This window comes from Lentihominibacter hominis (assembly GCF_014385065.1).
GTDB lineage: Bacteria > Bacillota > Clostridia > Peptostreptococcales > Anaerovoracaceae > Lentihominibacter > Lentihominibacter hominis.
On the sequence record NZ_JACRTA010000002.1, the window covers coordinates 425177 to 442749 of the forward strand.

The following is a 17573-nucleotide window of genomic DNA, read 5'->3' on the forward strand; positions in this document are numbered from 1 at the left end:
ACAACAAGGCTTTTATAAAAGCCGAAGAGACTGAAAATCATTTTTCATTTTTGTAAGTTTTTTTATATCCGTTGCCCCAGTTTTCCATGGCGTCCAATATAGGACGCATAGATTCTCCGAGATGGCTGAGAGAATATTCTACTCGCGGAGGAACTTCCGGGTATACCGTACGGTTAATGATTCCATCAGATTCCATAGATCTGAGACTGTCAGTCAGAACTTTATGGCTTATACCTTCGAGATCTTTTTGAAGTTCGTTGAAACGCCATGGCTTTACAAGGAGATTCCGTATAATGAGAAGTTTCCACTTGCTGCCTATGAGTTGTACTGTTGTTGCAACAGGACATGCGGGAAGTTCGTCTTTCTTTTTCATGATATCATTACCCTCTTTTTTTATTTAACGTGATGAATTTCAAAATATTGTTTTTATTTTAACATAAGGCAAAGTTTGGAGCAATGATGACTGTATGGCAGATTGACGTATATATCATGCTGTTAAAAAACTTTATACTATAAAGTCTGAAATCATGAAAAAGTAACAAAAAGGTGCGTATTCTTATAAAAAAGTGCGTACTTGTTGCAAAGACAGGCTTTTTATAAAATAACTCCTGAAACAAGGGAGGGAAAAAATGAATATTGCAGAATTTAAGGTAGATGTAAAAAAGTGTATAGGTTGCGGAAAATGTGTAAAGGTTTGTCCCGGCGGGATACTTTATATGAATAAGAACAATAGACCTGAAATAGAATCAGTCGCTGAGTTTGGATGGAATGGCTGCTGGAAATGCCAGCATTGTTTAGCTGTATGTCCGACAGCGGCAATATCAGTGTTTGGGCTAAAACCCGAGGAGAGTATCATGATTCCTGATATAACTAAAGCGGGGCAGATTATGGACTCTTTAGTTGTAAACAGACATTCGTGCCGAAGATATAAGAATTGTAATGTAGATAAAAGTATAGTCAATCATATGATTGATTTGCTGGCAAATATACCTAATGGAGGCAATAAGCAACAAGTGGAATTTATTCTTATAGATGATAAAGATAAAATGGAATATTTTCGCAGGCTTGCATATAGAGAGATGGAGAAGCTTGCAGCAGATGGGATATATCCGAAAGGATTCGACAGACAATCTTATCAGCAGATGAAAAAGTGGGAAAAGACTGTAAGACCTGATATGTTGTTTTGCGGCGCTCCTCATTTGCTTATACCTCATGTACCTTTGGGAAACGGAACTCCGCAGCAGGATGCAGTGATTGCCGGAACATATTTTGAACTTTTATGTGTTTCGAAAGGGATAGGAGCAGTGATGATGACGTTTTCTCTTGATTATCTGGAGCTGATGCCTGATATCAGGGATATTCTGCAAATACCTCATGATCATTATGTGCCGATGATAATCGGATTTGGATATCCACAGATAACTTATAAGAGAGGTGTTCAAAAAAAACTTGAGAAGAAAAGGATAAAAAGACCTTTTTCTGAAATATTTCTGAAATGATGTTTGACCATCAGTATTAGAAGTGTTTTGTATATACCCTCAGACAAGGAAGGATTCTTTGATTTAGGTGTTTGGCCGATATACAGAAAGAGTTTTACATTGGGAGATGTTTAAAGAAGATATTAAGGGATTTTTATATGAAGCAGGCGCATTGTTTACTTTGCGGATTTTGTTTTGAAAAGTGTCCGCAGCAGTATGTAGAAAGGAGAAATCATGATTGAAGAAACAGTAGGCTTATTAATGGAAAGATGGGATTTTTTTGCAGGACTTTTGACAGAACATTTACAAATATCTTTTATATCTATTTTTATATCTATAGCAGCGGGTCTGGGAATAGGCATATTGATCAGTGAATTTAAAAAAAGTTCAAAGATAGTTATGGGAATAGTCAATTTTATTTATACTATACCATCAATATCTCTTCTCGGATTTTTAATCCCTTTTTCAGGGATAGGAGATACGACTGCAGTTATAGCTCTCAGTGTGTACGCGCTTTTGCCTATGGTGCGCAATACTTATATAGGTATTGCGAATGTCAGTCCTCTGATAGTTGAAGCAGCTTCAGGGATGGGAGGCACTAAAGTTCAGGTTCTTTTTAAAGTAAAGTTACCTTTGGCGATGCCTGTGATAACAGCGGGGATACGTAATATGGCAGTAATGACTATTGCTCTTGCAGGAATAGCATCTTTTATAGGGGCCGGAGGTTTGGGCGTTGCTATATACAGAGGGATAACTACAAATAATAAAGCTATGACTGTTTTAGGGAGCTTTTTAATAGCTTTACTGGCTGTCTTGGCAGACCTTGTGATAGGAAAGATAGAGAAATATACTTATAAGCATAAAGCAATTTAAAGAGTAACAGGGAGGATAAAATGAAGAAGAGGACAGTTGTTTTGATAGTTGGGATTTTATTGGTTATTGTAGGTTTTACAGGATGCAGTAGTAAAACAGGTGTTATAAATATGGCTACTAAACCTATGACGGAACAGTATATTTTGGGAAGTATGATAAAAATACTGATTGAGCAGGATACAGACCTTACGGTAAATATAACGGAAGGAGTGGGAGGCGGTACATCTAATATACAGCCTGCTATGGAAAGAGGCGAATTTGATTTTTATCCTGAGTACACGGGTTCCGGCTGGAATGCTGTGTTGAAAGAGGAAAGCATATATGATGAAAGTATGTTCAGCGAACTTCAGAAAGGCTACGATAAACTGGGGATGACATGGTGTGGTATGACGGGTTTTAATAATACATATGGAATTGCGGTGACAAAGGAAGTTGTTGAAAAGTATAATATTAAGACTTATTCTGATCTGGCAGCTATATCAGGAGATTTGATATTCGGAGCAGAATATGATTTCTTTGAGCGTGAAGATGGATACAGGGCTCTGTATGAAACGTATGGAATGAAGTTCGCTGATACTATGGATTTAGATATAGGTCTTAAATATGATGCTCTCAGACAGAAGAAAATAGATGTTATGAATATCTTTACAACAGATGGTCAGCTTTCAGCCGCAGATGCTGTGGTTTTAGAAGATGACAGAGGTCTATACCCGTCATATGTATGCGGTTTTGTAGTAAGGAATGATTTGATCAGAGAATATCCGGAACTTCAGAGTGTCTTTGATAAGATGGACAACCTTATAACTGATGACGAAATGGCAGGGCTTAACTATAAAGTAGAAATAGATGGACAGTCTCCGGAAGATGTGGCAAAAGATTTTTTGCAGGAAAAGGGGCTTTTAAAATGACAGATAGTAAAATAATAAGATATGAAAATATTTCTATGGTATATAGTGATAGTCAGGTGATAAGTGATATTAATTTTGAAGTGAAAAAAGGAGAGTTTGTTACTGTCATAGGATCATCCGGGTGTGGCAAGACTACTCTCCTGAAAATGGCAAACGGGCTGATTATTCCCACATCAGGAAATGTGATAGTGAATGGTAAGAATACAAGGCAGACTGATCTTACAAGTTTGAGACGCAGCATAGGTTATTGCGTTCAGGGAAGCGTACTGTTTCCTCATATGACGGTAGCGAAGAATATTGCCTATGTACCGAACCTTCTCAATAAACGGGATAGAAAGAAAATAGATGCGGCAGTCGATAAATGGATGAATATAGTAGGACTGGAATTTTCCATGAAAGAAAGATATCCTTATCAGCTTTCGGGAGGTCAGCAGCAAAGGGTAGGTATAGCCCGCTCTCTGGCAGTATCTCCTGAGATTCTTCTTATGGATGAACCTTTTGGGTCGGTAGATGAGATAACAAGAGGGATGCTGCAGGATGAGATAATACGTATACATGAGCAGACCGGTATAACAATTTTATTCGTTACTCATGATATTAATGAAGCAATGAGGCTGGGGACTAAAGTTCTTGTTATGGACAGAGGATGCGTAAAGCAATACGACAGTCCTGATGCGGTAAGAAAAAATCCGGCTGACGAATTTGTGGAAAAACTTTTATTCAGATCAGTAAAATGATAATTTTGGAGAATAGTTATGGATTATAAGAGGATAGAAAATACAATCTACCTTCGTGTAGATAAAGGCGAGTCGGTAACAAAATCTATATATGATATCTGCAGAAAAGAAAATATTTTAACAGGCTATTTTCAGGGAATCGGTGCATGTGATAAAGCTGAGATTTCTTCGTGGGAGCCGGAAAAAAATGATTTTAATGTGTCTTATATTGAAGGAATGCTGGAAATGGTTTCTCTTATGGGGAATATATCTGAAGGAGATTCAGGAGAACCGTTCCTTCATGGCCATGCAGTATTTTCGTCATTCAGTGAAAAAGGTAATATAATTGTGGCGGCAGGACATTTGCAGGATGCTAGGATAAATTATACAGGGGAAATTATAATCAAGACGGCAGATGAAAAAATCAGAAGAATGACTGATATTGATACAGGCATTGACATATGGGATTTATCATGATATGGAAGGAGCTAACAATATGTTTTTTAAAGTTTTTAATGAGAGTGAAAAGAATACCTCAGAAGTTATAAAGCATTTTAAGAAAATCATGGAAAGTACGCAAGCCGTTGTAATTGGGGCGGGAGCCGGTCTTTCTGCATCAGCAGGATTTGAATATGACGGAGAAACCTTCGGTAGATATTTCTTTGATTTTGAGAAAAAATACGGATTTCATGATATGTATTCGGGGGGATTTTATCCGTTTGAAACTTTTGAAGAGCAATGGGCATTTTGGAGCAGGAATATTTATATCAATAGATATCAGAGAATCCCTAAAAGTGTATATGACGATTTGTACAGTGCTGTTAAGAATAAAGATTATTTTGTAATAACAACTAATGTGGATCATTGCTTTCAAAAGGCAGGATTTGCTAAGAAGAGACTTTTTTATACTCAAGGAGATTATGGTCTTTGGCAGTGTTCAAAACCTTGTCATAATGAGACATATGATAATGAACACAAAGTAAGAGCCATGCTCAGGGCTCAGGGGTTTTCTTTTGATACAAAAGGCATGTTGTATATAACTGAAAAACAGAGCCTGAAGATGAGGATTCCTTCACGTCTTATACCGAAATGTCCTATTTGTGGCCGTCCTATGTCTATGAATTTGAGATCAGACAGTACGTTTGTGGAAAATAACAGCTGGCACGAAGCTTACGAAAGGTATATGACATTTCTGAGAAATCACAGGAAAAGCAAAATATTGTTTTTAGAGCTTGGAGTGGGAATGAACACTCCCGGTATAATAAAATATCCATTCTGGCGGATGGCAGCAAAAAACCACAGAGCATCATATGCTTGTATTAACCAAGGTGAAGCAGTATGTCCGGAAAACATAGTACAGAGAGCCACATGTATAAATGATGATATAGGCAAGATCCTTAAAAAGATAGCATGATGGCTGTGGTTGTTGAGAGAGGAACACGATATGACACACGATGAAAAAAGATTATTTCTGATAAAAGCGCTTTTAGCAGAATCAATGAAATATCCTGATATGGAAGTTTCTGATGAGGCATATTTTCAGGACAAGCTTTTAAGAGGACTGATGAATGTGCGCCTGCCAAAACCTGTAAGTACAGAATTTATTAAAATTCAGGATCAGTATTTATCTGAAAAGGTAAGATTAAAAGGAGTTGTTTCGGCTGAAAAAATTCTATCTGTGAGAGATGAGTTTGAGTCAATACTGCCTTCTGCAGATCGTATCAGTTTGTGGAAAGGAGATATCACAAGACTTGATGCTGATGCTATCGTGAATGCTGCCAATACTACCATGCTGGGATGTTTTATTCCATGTCACGGGTGTGTAGACAATATCATTCACAGCATAAGCGGAGTACAGCTGAGGCTTGCATGTAACGAAATGATGAAGGGACATAAAGAGCCGGTCGGAAGTGCGAGATTAACTTCTGCTTTTAATCTTCCAAGTAAATATGTGCTGCATACAGTTGGACCTGTCGTATCGGGAGAACTTACGAAAAAACAATGCCATCAGCTTTCATCCTGCTATAGTTCCTGCCTTGAATTGGCTGCGAAAAATCAGCTGAAATCAGTAGCTTTTTGCTGTATTTCTACAGGTGAATTTCTATTTCCGCGTGCAAAAGCAGCTGAAATAGCCATAAAGACAGTTACTGATTTTTTAAAGAAAAGTACAGAAATAAAAAAAGTTATATTTAATGTTTTTAAAGAGGAAGATTATGATATTTACAGAGGAATTATCTGTAATGGGTAATATCAGATTTTAAATAAAATGCATTTTATTGACATTTATTGCTTGTTTATCATATAATAAATACATATACCTATATAGGTATAGTGATGGGAATAATATGGAGGAATGATATGAGACAGTGTATGGATGCAGACAATCTGCACAGAAGATTAAAAAAAATAATAGGCCAAGTGCAGGCTATAGATAGAATGGTGGACGAAGATGTTCCCTGTGAGGATGTACTTGCGCAGATAAATGCTGCGAAATCAGCTCTTCACAGAGCCGGGCAGGTAGTTCTTGAGGGACATATTAAACATTGTGTCCGTGATGGCATAGAACATGGTGACGCGGATCAGACTATTGAAAACTTTACTAAAGCTGTAGAGCGGTTTGCCAATATGTAATAGAGTTTAGTCAGCAGATAATTTAAGCTTTTAAGTATGCTTATAAGGGTAATCAACACACAGTGCTCTTATAAGCATTTTTTTTTTGGGGAAAATTGTATGAGGATAATAAAACAAATTCATCTTGACAACTAATACCCCTATGGGTATAATTTGCTTATAATACTTATACCAGCATAGGTATAACGAGAGGAGTTATTATGAAGATTTTTATGAAAAAGGTGGAAACTTTTTTAAATGTTGGAGGAACTGTAAAAGAGATAATATTGCTTGCAATTTCCGGTATATCTCTTTTGTTAAGTATCTTTCATATTTTTGACCTTTCTTTTGATTTAGCGTGGATAGCTATAATCCTGTGCGGAATTCCTATAATTCTTGAAGCTGTCATAGGCCTTGTCACTGAATTTGATATAAAAGCAGATGTACTGGTTTCAATGGCGCTTATTGCAGCGGTGTTTATAGGAGAAGATTTTGCTGCAGGAGAAGTGGCATTTATTATGCAGCTGGGAGCGCTTTTGGAGGATATTACCGTTGAACGGGCAAGAGCCGGGATAGAAAAACTTGTTCATCTTACTCCTCAGACTGCAAGAGTTATAAAAAATGGTTCAGAAAAGATTATATCTGCGCAGCAGGTAGCTGTCGATGATATTCTCAGAGTATTGCCCGGAGAGACTATTCCTGTTGATGGGATTGTTCTATCAGGGAAGACGTCGGTGAATGAGGCTGTTATGACAGGAGAATCTTTACCAGTAGACAAATCGGAAGGTGATGAGGTTTCTTCGGGTACTGTAAATCAGTTTGGCCCTTTTGAGATGAAGGCTGTAAAAGTAGGAGAAGACAGTTCTATTCAGAGAATGATAAGACTTGTACAGTCAGCGGATGCGGGGAAAGCAGAGATCGTTGGCATAGCAGATCGATGGGCTACGTGGATAGTTGTTGTGGCTTTGGCAGCAGCAGGATTTACATGGCTTGTATCAGAAGAGCTTATCAGAGCAGTAACTATTCTCGTGGTTTTTTGCCCATGTGCTCTCGTACTGGCAACTCCTACTGCGATTATGGCAGCTATAGGGAACGCTACGAAACACGGATTTCTTGTACGTGAAGGGGATGCTTTGGAGCGATTGGCATCTGTTTCTGAAGTAACTTTTGACAAGACCGGAACTTTGACATATGGAACACCTGAAGTAACTGCAGTAAGAAGTTTTTTGAGTCAATATAGCTATGAGGATATATATGGTTTTTGTGCTTCAGCGGAAAAGCTGTCAGAACATCCTCTGGGCAAAGCTGTAGTTAGGTGCTATATTAACGAGATGGGAAAGGTTCCCGAACAGCCGGATGAATTCAGAATGATCCCCGGAAGAGGCGTTTCCTGTGTTATTAAAGGGAAAAAACTGTTGGCCGGAAATGAAGCTATGATGAAGGATAACAATATTCTGTTTTCAAAGGTACAGAAAGCTGCTGTGAATATGTTTTCAAATCGGGGATGTACGAGTATATATGTAGCTTCAGATGGAGAACCTGCAGGCTATTTGGCTTTGTCTGACACCGTAAGATCGGAAAGTCCTGATATGATAAAATCTCTGATTTCACTTAAAATCAGACCTGTACTTTTGACAGGAGATCATAAAAGTGCAGCAGTTTCTATAGCGGAACGTTTAAATATCAAAGAAGTATACGCAGAATGTTTTCCGGAAGATAAGCTTGGCATGATAGAGCAATATCAAGAACAAGGAAAAAAGATCTGCATGATAGGTGATGGTATAAATGATGCTCCAGCCCTGAAGAAAGCCGATGTGGGAATTGCAATGGGAGAAGTTGGAAGCGATATAGCAGTGGATGCGGCAGATATTGTACTTATAGATGATGAAATCAAAGAACTTCCACATCTTCTTGCTCTGTCAAAAAGAATGATGGCAACCATAAAGTGTAATATGAGCTTTTCTATGATATTGAATTTTATTGCTGTCATACTTGCTATTACAGGTATACTTACTCCTGTGATAGGAGCACTCGTACATAATGCCGGATCTATTATTGTCATTGTAAACTCAGCTATACTTTTGAACTGGAGGAGTAAGATTAAAGTTTAGGCATATTAACAGAGTTTAGTTTTTTTGCACCTTTAATTTTATCCATGGTAAGCACATAGGTTTTATGAATGTAATATAATTGATTTTACTTGGCAAACTGGATATAATATAGACGTGTTATATATTAAAAACAGGAGGCTTAAAGAAAAGCTATGGATTATGAAATTGCTATGGAAATGCAGAGAATATGTACGGGTGAAAAACGAGAATTGACAAGAGGACAAATCGCAGGTGAAATAATAGATCTTAAAAGCCTGACAAAGGGTCTGAAACCCGAAACTGTAAAAAAATGTGAAGAATATTATGAGAACATGATAGGCAGTGGAGAACGTAAGCTTTACGATGTGGATATGCTTATGGAGGAGACTGAATCGATAAAAGCTGATTTTGACAGCTTTATGAAGAATCATAAAGCTGATGATGCCTTCAAAAGATTATATGATGATATTGGAGACTTTTTTCAGATTCCTCCGTTCGAGGGGCTCGATAATATAGAGTATGGAGTTCATGAGGTGTGTGTATTTTCTATTCTTGAGTATTTTACATGGAAAACCCTTTCTAATCACGATCATGAAACATGCCGAGCAGAGTACAGAGAGAGTATAGCAGAAAGAACTTTTGAAGAAGTAGCAGATAAATGGATAGCGGTGTGTGACGATTTACAGAGGAGATATCAGAAGATAGATGGAGATGTGAAAGACCAGTACGGTCTCAAGCTCAAGTTGGCAGGATGCTGTGTTATTGCGGTAACGGCTATAAGGGATCAAGATTCATTTGTTCTTGATATGGCACAGACAGGAGCTTCAGAAAGAGCTAAGGATATTGTGGACGCCCGCGAAAATGAAACATATAAAGAAGGTGAGAGTATTCTAAATGATAATGTTGTAAAACTCTTTGATTTTGTTTATTCTCAGATCCGTGAAAATAGGAAGATATCGTAATGAAGATGCTTTTAGACAAAGATCTCCTTTATGAAATATTATCTGTAGTTGAGGAGATTCCGGAGGGCTGTGTTGCGACTTACGGACAGATTGCGAGACTTATAGGACGTGAAAAAAATGCTCGCCTTGTAGGAAGGGTTCTTTCAATGTCTGAGTTATATGGGGAATATCCGTGCCATAGGGTGGTTAATCATGCAGGTCGACTTGTTCCCGGATGGGAGGATCAAAGGGGGCTTTTGATGAAGGAAGGTGTTCCTATGAAGGATCTGAACCATGTAGATATAAAGAAATGTCTGTGGGAAGAATAAATATATTCTGTTAAATTAAGATATTATGAAAGTTTCTTGGAAATTATGTGAGATATGTTGACTACTATGTTATTTTGTGAATAATAACATAGTAGATTTTTTGTTGTGTAAAAAATGTTAATAGGAGGTATCTTTGCAGGTTATATCGTCAGAAGAGACAAAAACAAGAAATCATCTGATGGATAATATCAAAGGAATATTGATGATTTCCGTGATAACGGCTCATTATTTGAGAGTAGGAGGGAGCTTTCAGCTGTCGTCTTTTGACGGGACAGTATATATCACAGCGTTCTCTTTCATAATGCAGGGCTTTTTATTCTTTTCCGGATATTTTTCCAAAAATCTGCAGAAATGCAGAGACGGAGCTGTGAAAAATTTTCTTTTACCGTATATAATTATGATGCCATTGATGTTTATAAGCAGGTATATACTTTCAGGCAATGCGGAGCTTAATTTTTTTAAACCATCTTTTGCTTTGTGGTTTATGCTGGTAATGTTTGTGTATAGGTTTTTTCTTAAGTCGATTTATAAGATTCCATATATTGTACACATAAGTGTATTTTTAATGCTGATCTCTGGATGTATTCCGTTTTTAGGTGAAGAATTAGCATTAGGAAGGATATGTTCTTTTTTCTTTTTCTTTATTTTAGGGTATAAATGCGAAGAAAAACACATTGAGAAAATAAGAGATATACCGAAGGGTATCATGATCATTGTTCTGATATTTCTGGGTGCATTTTCTTTATTTATGGCATATGGTGAAGTCTGGGACACCGAGGTATGGCAGATGAAAGAATGCTATTTGGCATTTGGGATGAGTAATTTTGAGGGTATATTTGCCAGGTTGGTTTTAGCAGTGACAGCTTTGGGATGGATTATGGTATTGATTAATCTTGCGGGAAAAAAAGAAAGTTGGCTTTCCTGTATAGGGAGGAATACCATGACGGTGTATTTGCTGCATATCCCGATAAGGTATATAATAGAAAGCACAGGGGTAGCCGGTGAGGGAAATGTTTTGTATCATGGAATATTGGCGGCTGCTGTGGTTCTGTCTGTATATGTTTTGTCAAGACCTGTACTTTCCTTATACTATAATAAAATATTGTATTTTTGTTATGATATATTGATAATAGGGGCAGTTGGAAAATGTATGAATCTTATTCACAGAACATATAGGATTGCAGTAGAAACAAGAAAAAAGTATAATCTCGGGGAAAATACAGATAGAAGAGAAGGATCGACTCCAGTACGGTATGAAAGAAAAAGTGATTACTGATAAATATGGAGTATTTGTCGGATAACAGTAAAAGTGTTTTCAGAACAACATAAATTCAGAAGGATATCCGGCATTATTTTAATATTGCAAATATATTATACAAATACAGCAAGTGGATATTAAAAAGTCACTATATATAGTTGACTTTTTTCAGTATTTACTGATAAAATATTATCAACGTAATAAATGAATAAAGATCCGAGTCCTTATTTCCTTCGCTTTGGCAAAGCATGGAATCAGGAACGTTAGGGTCTGCGTGGAAACACGCATTCCTCCCGCATTTGGAAAGGATAAAGTGCCGGCTCTGTATAAAACCTGAACAAGTGCATATTCGATGCCCTGAAGCAATAGTTTTTAACAGAGCATAAGCTCGATGACATCTGTCTTTAGCATTTTAAAGGCCCTTTTCGCTGTGCGGAAAAGGGTTTTTATTATGCGAGAAGTATCGCTCAGGTATTTTGTTGTTGCGTAGTTAAAGTAATGTTGTGAAATCGGAGGCAATTATTATGAATTTAAAGAAAATGACCTTGAACATCAACGGCGCTGACCGTATGTTCATCTGTGATCCTGAAAAGGATACACTGGCATCCGTACTTCGTCGTCTGGGACTGACGGGAACAAAGGTAGGATGCGGCACAGGCGTGTGCGGCGCATGTTCTGTGATATTAGACGGAAAAGTTGTCCGCTCATGTACAAGAAAGATAAGCAGGATAGAAGAATACAGTTCTGTTATGACGATTGAAGGTATTGGTACCGCTCTTCACCCTCATCCGCTTCAGTATGCATGGGTAAATTTAGGTGCGGTTCAGTGTGGTTTCTGTGTTCCGGGATTTATTGTTTCAGCTTATCAGCTTCTGCAGGAAAATCCTGATCCTACGAGAGAAGAAGTTCGTGACTGGTTCCAGAAGCACAGGAATGTGTGCAGATGTACAGGTTACAAGCAGATAGTGGATGCTGTCATGGAAGCTGCTGCTATCATGCGCGGAGAGAAAACTTTTGAAGATATTACATATGATTGGTCAAAAGATATCGAAGAAGGTTTCTATGGAAAGCCTCTCGTAAGACCTAATGCTATGGCGAAAGCATGCGGAGTATGTGATTATGGTGATGATATAGAGCTTAAGATGCCGGCTGAAACTCTTCATGCGGTTCTGGTAATGCCAATGAAGACTAACCATGCCAAAATACTGAACATTGATTTCTCCGAAGCCGAAAAAATGCCGGGAGTTGTTAAAGTCATCACGGCGAAGGATCTGGAAGGCGCAAATAAACTTATGGCATATCAGTTCTCGCCGAGAACAGTTGAATTCGAGCAGACTCATAAACTTCTCCAGGACGAAAAGATCGTAAGATGGGGAGATCCTGTCGCAATGGTGGTTGCTGATACTAAAGATCATGCAAGAGAAGCTGCAGGAAAAGTAAAGGTAGAGCTGGAACAGCTTCCTGAATACATGAGTTATCTTGAAGCAGTTAAACCGGATGCGCAGAGGATTCACGCGTCATTTGACAATATATACAGTACTCAGCCTGTACTCAAAGGCGATTATGACAATGTAGCCAATATGATAGATAATGCTGAGTATACAGTTGAAGGAAGCTTCTATTCATCAAGAGAGCCTCATATGTCCATAGAAGGAGATACAGTTCAGGCATACTATGATGAAGATGGTAAGCTTTGTGTACATTGTAAGACAATGACTCTGTATTTTGACAGAGATGATATGGCAGAAGCTATCGGAATACCTGTGGAAGATCTTCGTGTAATAGAGAATCCTACAGGCGGTTCATTCGGATGGGCAATGAACGCAGCTTCATATGCGTTGGCAGGAGCAGCAACAAAGGTTACGGGTATGCCTGTGGCATTATCAATGACTTATGCTGAATTCATGGCATTCTCCGGTAAGCGTTCTCCTGCATTCTTTAATGCAAGACTTGCATGTGATGAAAACGGTAAGATTCTGGCAGGCGAATTTGATTCAGGACTTGACAATGGTGCATATCCTGAAATGGGTGATGATAAGCTTACTAAGATTCTGAGATTCATGTTCTTCCCTTACTATGTTCCTAATGTTGTCGGACTGGCAAGAAGTGCCGTTACTAATCACAACTTCGGCGTTCCTTACAGAGGATACGGTGCACCTCAGGCTTATACATGCGGCGAAGCTTTGATAGATATGATGGCTGAAAAGATGGGAATGGATCCATTTGAATTCAGATATAAGAATATAGCAAGACCGGGAGATACAAACCTCAACCAGAGAAACTTCCTACAGTATCCAATGGAAGAAATGATGGATACTCTCAAACCTATTTATGATGAAGCTGTAAAGAGAGCCAAGGAAGAAGACACACCTGAAATCAGAAAGGGTGTAGGTATCGCATGGGGCGGATACAACGTAGGTCTTGGCGGAGTTGATGAAGCTACTGTAGCTATCGAACTTGTAGGAGACGGCAAATTCAGAAAGTATGATACATGGCAGGATCAGGGACAAGGTGGAGACGCAGGTTCACTGGTATGTACGTTGGAAGCGCTCAGACCTTACTTCCCGGAAGTTACACCTGATGATGTAAAAGTAATACAGACAGACAGTAAATATTGCCCTAATACAGGTGAATCAGCAGGTTCAAGATCTCACTTTGCAAACGGTAAAGCATCTATCGTAGCGGCTAAAAACCTGGCAGATGCTATGCGTAAGGAAGACGGAACTTACAGAACTTATGATGAAATGATAGCGGAAGGCATTCCTACACGATATGACGGACACTGGGTAGCGGCAGATGAATGGGATTACTTCGATTTTCTGGATCCTAATGATGGAAGCGGCGAACCTACTTATGCTTATACTTATGCTCTGTATCTGGCAGAAGTTTCTGTGGAGACAGCTACAGGAAAGACTACAGTTGATAAGATGACTTGCGTTGACTGGGTAGGTAAAGTAGGTAACATTCAGTCTGTAAACGGTCAGGCGTTCGGCGGTATGTCTCATTCTATAGGATTTGCTCTTTCCGAAAACTATGAGGATGTCAGAAAAGATACTAATATGCTGAGAGCAGGAGTGCCTTATATCAAGGATATTCCTGATGATATGACGGCTATACATCTTGACGGATACGATGAAAGAGGACCTTTCGGTTCATCCGGAGCTTCAGAGGCATTCCAGTCATCAGATCATGTAGCTGTAATAAATGCTATTAATAATGCATGTGGAGTAAGAATTTATGATCTGCCGGCGTCTCCTGAGAAAGTAAAGGCAGGAATAGACGCTATCGCCAGAGGAGAAGAACCTTCTAAGCCTGGCAAGTATTTCCTCGGTTCCGATATGTATGAAGAGCTGGAAAAACTTAAGGCAAATCCATTAAGCTGGGATTAATATGCAGAATTGATTTTAAAAAGCAAAGTAATGACGATAGACCGCTGATATTCAGTGGTCTATCATTTTATCATATAGGAATGGCGAGGAAAGGAAAATCAATATATGACGAGTTTTTATGTCCATATATGTGAGAAAGGACATGTAAAGACGGATTTCAGAAGGGTAAAAGCGGGGCAAGTGTGCAGTGAATGCGGCTCTTCATTATTGGATTCTTGTCCGGCTTGCGGGCAGTTGATAAAAAAATGGTATTATTATGGATCAGTTCCCAGAGGGCCAAAAGCAGAAAGCGTTAAGAGGCCGGATTCTTGTACGAGGTGCGGCCGTTTATTTCCATGGTCTGTCAGAAAACCAAACGGTTTTCAGAACAAAGACAGATGAAATAAGACAGTATCTTTACTTTCAAAGTATTGTAAGGTATACTAAATAAAAAGTAATATCTTAACAGGAGGAGAAGTAAAAATGCAGCAACAGAATAATAATCAGAACATGTATGACAATCAGGGCCCCAACGGGGAGATTCCGGGAAAGAACCAGGCGGTGGCATCACTTGTATTAGGTATAATATCAGTTGTTCTCTGGTTTTTTGGCTATTCGGCTATAATTTCTGTAATATTGGGAATTATAGGGCTGGTTCTTGCATCTAAATCCAAGGAAGCGGGATTTGACGGAGGATTAAGAACCGCAGGGTTTGTGTTATCCATAATAGGAACCATAGGCGGAGCCTTTTTCTTTATTGCATGCGTTGCATGTGTAGGCATGTTAGGAATCGCGGGTATAGGAGCCGGAATGTGATATCGGAAATAGTGATATTAGGCAGGGAAATCCCTGTATATGGTTTGATTGGAATATTGGGCGTATGCTTAGCACTGGCATATGCCTTATTTTCTTGCAAAAAATTTGCTCTTGATAGAGATGATACTGTATATATTTTTATTTTCGCAGCGATAGGAGCTGTTATAGGAGCGAAAATCTTGTACCTTATGGTTTCATCGGGAGAGATATATAAGGATATATCGTCGGGAGATATGCCGCTGACATTGATTTTTATAAAATATGCCAGTGGAGGGATGGTGTTTTACGGAGGGCTTTTAGGAGCGCTGGCAGCCGGCTGGTATACAGCGGGCAGATATAAAAAAAATATAATTGATTTTTTGCCGGTGCTGGTGCCTGGATTTGCGCTTGCTCATGGCATAGCCAGACTTGGATGTCTTATGGTTGGCTGCTGTTATGGCATAGAGATATCCTGTCCTTTGAGTATCATATATAATTCCTCACAGATTGCGCCTAATAATGTCAGTTTATTTCCTGTTCAGGGAATTGAGTTCGTCGGTGAAATGATTATTTTTTTTATTCTTGTATATATTTCGAGACGTATTCGTCACAGGATAACGGTTTTATATATTTATATATTGATGTATGCGCCTATGAGGTTTTGCCTGGAGTTTTTTAGAGGCGACGCAGCAAGAGGGAGTGTTCTGATGTTTTCTGTATCTCAATGGATAAGTTTAATATTGGTAGCGGCGGTTCTTGTGATGATTTATATTTCACAGAGAAAAGTTCCGGCAGAAAGGAATGTCACAGATGATAAGAAAAGCAGTTAAAGATGATGTAAGTTCTATAGTACGTATATATGATGCTATATTGGATAGAGAAGAAGAAGCTGAAGAAAAACTTATAGGATGGGTAAGGGGAATTTATCCTACAGAACAGACAGCCGAAGATGCTTTGCGTAAAGGAACCTTATTTGTATATGAGGAAAACGGTGAAATAGTAGCGGCAGCTAAGATAGACCAGGAGCAGGTCTGTGAATATGCAGACTGTCATTGGGAATTTGATGCTCCTGATAATGAGATAATGGTGATGCATACTCTTGTAGTGGATCCTCAATGTTCAAAAAAGGGTTACGGAAAATCTTTTTTGGATTTTTATGAAGAATATGCCGTAAAGAACGGGTGCGGATATCTTCGTATTGACACTAATGAGAAGAATACAGTGGCGCGCAGCATGTATAAAAGGAACGGATACAATGAAGTTGGCATAGTACCTTGTTCTTTTAATGGTATTAAAGGAGTAAATCTCGTATGCCTTGAAAAGAGAATTCAGTATGACAGGTAGTCTTTGTCTTTATCTTTTCTATGAAGAATCAATTTGACTATGACCGAGTCTTTATCTTTATTTTTTACATAAAAGAATCCTAATATGGAAAAGACAAGCGCGCCTATGAAATTTACAAGAAGATCCTGCATGGTATCAATGAGGCCGATATCGAGATATCCGCCAAGTGCCAGATCTTTTCCGGAGACAGTAACGTCTTGAATATCCTTGATTATTATAGGAATGTTTTCTCCTGAGGAGTTTAAAGATACAGATGATATAGTATGTATAACAGTATCTTTTTGCATATCCAGGTTGAATATCTGATCCATTCCAAATTCAAAAAATTCCCAGATAACCCCTATTGTCATTGAAAAACAGAAAGCTACGATAGAAGTAAAAAGCGGTGAAAGCTGAAACAGCAATTTATCGCTTTTGTTTAATAATTGTACAAGAGAAAGTCCTATGGCAGCGGTAAGAAAGCCATTAAGAGTGTGAAGAACGGTATCCCAAAAAGGAAAAATACTATAAAAATTACATATTTCCCCTAAAATTTCAGCAGCGAATATGAAAAAAAGTATGGTGATTTCCAACACAGTGGGAACCTCTATACGAAGTGCTACTTGAAAGAAGCTTGGAATTATGAGAAGAATCAAAGTAAGTACACATAAAAAGGCACTTTCATAACTTCTGTTTAATATTTCAAAGATCATCATACATATGACTAAAAAGCGCAATATATTGTATATGATGAAGGAGCTTTTATGTTCTCTAAGTTCATGTTTCATTGCCTCATATAATCTGATGGGGAATTTTTCTTTCTTTTTTTTCATTGCTCTCCTCTGTAACGTCGATAGTATCAAATAAAATTCTACACTATTATA

General features: G+C 38.3%; 19 protein-coding genes and 1 riboswitch. Of the genes, 17 read left to right on the forward strand and 2 right to left on the reverse strand.

Annotation, left to right across the window (positions count from 1 at the left end; translation table 11 throughout):
* Window positions 1-37: 37 nt before the first annotated feature.
* The gene (locus H8692_RS07255) at window positions 38-373 is read right to left on the reverse strand and encodes a winged helix-turn-helix transcriptional regulator (RefSeq protein ID WP_187525348.1); all 336 of its coding nucleotides are present in this window, start codon (window positions 371-373) and stop codon (window positions 38-40) included.
* A 256-nt stretch (window positions 374-629) separates the two neighbouring features.
* Between H8692_RS07255 and H8692_RS07260 the strand changes: the two genes are divergently transcribed.
* From H8692_RS07260 to H8692_RS07340, 17 genes are all read left to right on the forward strand, one after another.
* Window positions 630-1499 (forward strand): nitroreductase family protein, encoded by an 870-nt coding sequence (locus tag H8692_RS07260; protein ID WP_187525349.1) that lies wholly within the window; start codon window positions 630-632, stop codon window positions 1497-1499.
* 213 nt (window positions 1500-1712) lie between these two features.
* The gene (locus H8692_RS10930; RefSeq protein ID WP_187525350.1) at window positions 1713-2351 is read left to right on the forward strand and encodes an ABC transporter permease subunit; all 639 of its coding nucleotides are present in this window, start codon (window positions 1713-1715) and stop codon (window positions 2349-2351) included.
* Window positions 2352-2371: 20 nt separating this feature from the next.
* The gene (locus H8692_RS10935; RefSeq protein WP_177268857.1) at window positions 2372-3259 is read left to right on the forward strand and encodes a glycine betaine ABC transporter substrate-binding protein; all 888 of its coding nucleotides are present in this window, start codon (window positions 2372-2374) and stop codon (window positions 3257-3259) included.
* Window positions 3256-3996: an ATP-binding cassette domain-containing protein gene (locus H8692_RS07275; RefSeq protein WP_187525351.1), complete on the forward strand. Its 741-nt coding sequence runs from the start codon at window positions 3256-3258 to the stop codon at window positions 3994-3996. Before H8692_RS10935 ends, H8692_RS07275 begins: the two co-directional genes overlap by 4 nt.
* Window positions 3997-4014: 18 nt before the next feature.
* Window positions 4015-4452, forward strand: coding sequence for a PPC domain-containing DNA-binding protein (locus H8692_RS07280; RefSeq protein WP_187525352.1), 438 nt, complete (start codon window positions 4015-4017; stop codon window positions 4450-4452).
* 19 nt (window positions 4453-4471) lie between these two features.
* Entirely contained in the window at window positions 4472-5389 is a 918-nt protein-coding gene (locus H8692_RS07285; RefSeq protein ID WP_187525353.1) for an SIR2 family NAD-dependent protein deacylase, read from the forward strand.
* Window positions 5390-5419: 30 nt separating this feature from the next.
* Complete coding sequence (locus tag H8692_RS07290; RefSeq protein ID WP_177268849.1) at window positions 5420-6223, forward strand: protein-ADP-ribose hydrolase; 804 nt, start codon at window positions 5420-5422, stop codon at window positions 6221-6223.
* Between the two features lie 110 nt (window positions 6224-6333).
* The gene (locus H8692_RS07295) at window positions 6334-6606 is read left to right on the forward strand and encodes a metal-sensing transcriptional repressor (protein ID WP_177268847.1); all 273 of its coding nucleotides are present in this window, start codon (window positions 6334-6336) and stop codon (window positions 6604-6606) included.
* Window positions 6607-6806: 200 nt separating this feature from the next.
* Complete coding sequence (locus H8692_RS07300; RefSeq protein WP_177268839.1) at window positions 6807-8696, forward strand: heavy metal translocating P-type ATPase; 1890 nt, start codon at window positions 6807-6809, stop codon at window positions 8694-8696.
* Window positions 8697-8848: 152 nt separating this feature from the next.
* A complete protein-coding gene (locus H8692_RS07305) occupies window positions 8849-9637 on the forward strand; it encodes a hypothetical protein (RefSeq protein WP_177268837.1) in 789 nt (262 codons plus the stop codon).
* A complete protein-coding gene (locus H8692_RS07310) occupies window positions 9637-9945 on the forward strand; it encodes an MGMT family protein (RefSeq protein ID WP_177268835.1) in 309 nt (102 codons plus the stop codon). Before H8692_RS07305 ends, H8692_RS07310 begins: the two co-directional genes overlap by 1 nt.
* A gap of 133 nt (window positions 9946-10078) precedes the next feature.
* The gene (locus H8692_RS07315) at window positions 10079-11221 is read left to right on the forward strand and encodes an acyltransferase family protein (RefSeq protein ID WP_187525354.1); all 1143 of its coding nucleotides are present in this window, start codon (window positions 10079-10081) and stop codon (window positions 11219-11221) included.
* A 184-nt stretch (window positions 11222-11405) separates the two neighbouring features.
* Window positions 11406-11529, forward strand: a riboswitch (molybdenum cofactor riboswitch).
* 198 nt (window positions 11530-11727) lie between these two features.
* Entirely contained in the window at window positions 11728-14592 is a 2865-nt protein-coding gene (locus H8692_RS07320) for a molybdopterin-dependent oxidoreductase (protein WP_177268831.1), read from the forward strand.
* A 105-nt stretch (window positions 14593-14697) separates the two neighbouring features.
* Entirely contained in the window at window positions 14698-14973 is a 276-nt protein-coding gene (locus H8692_RS07325; RefSeq protein ID WP_177268829.1) for a DUF2321 domain-containing protein, read from the forward strand.
* Window positions 14974-15054: 81 nt separating this feature from the next.
* A complete protein-coding gene (locus tag H8692_RS07330; RefSeq protein WP_187525355.1) occupies window positions 15055-15387 on the forward strand; it encodes a DUF4064 domain-containing protein in 333 nt (110 codons plus the stop codon).
* The gene (locus H8692_RS07335; protein ID WP_177268827.1) at window positions 15384-16196 is read left to right on the forward strand and encodes a prolipoprotein diacylglyceryl transferase family protein; all 813 of its coding nucleotides are present in this window, start codon (window positions 15384-15386) and stop codon (window positions 16194-16196) included. The genes H8692_RS07330 and H8692_RS07335 overlap by 4 nt, the downstream gene beginning before the upstream one ends.
* Window positions 16177-16710, forward strand: coding sequence for a GNAT family N-acetyltransferase (locus tag H8692_RS07340; RefSeq protein WP_243206939.1), 534 nt, complete (start codon window positions 16177-16179; stop codon window positions 16708-16710). Before H8692_RS07335 ends, H8692_RS07340 begins: the two co-directional genes overlap by 20 nt.
* On the opposite strand, the gene H8692_RS07345 is transcribed toward H8692_RS07340, so the two are convergent.
* Window positions 16695-17522 (reverse strand): DUF2238 domain-containing protein, encoded by an 828-nt coding sequence (locus tag H8692_RS07345; RefSeq protein WP_177268823.1) that lies wholly within the window; start codon window positions 17520-17522, stop codon window positions 16695-16697. The genes H8692_RS07340 and H8692_RS07345 overlap by 16 nt on opposite strands.
* Window positions 17523-17573: the final 51 nt, after the last annotated feature.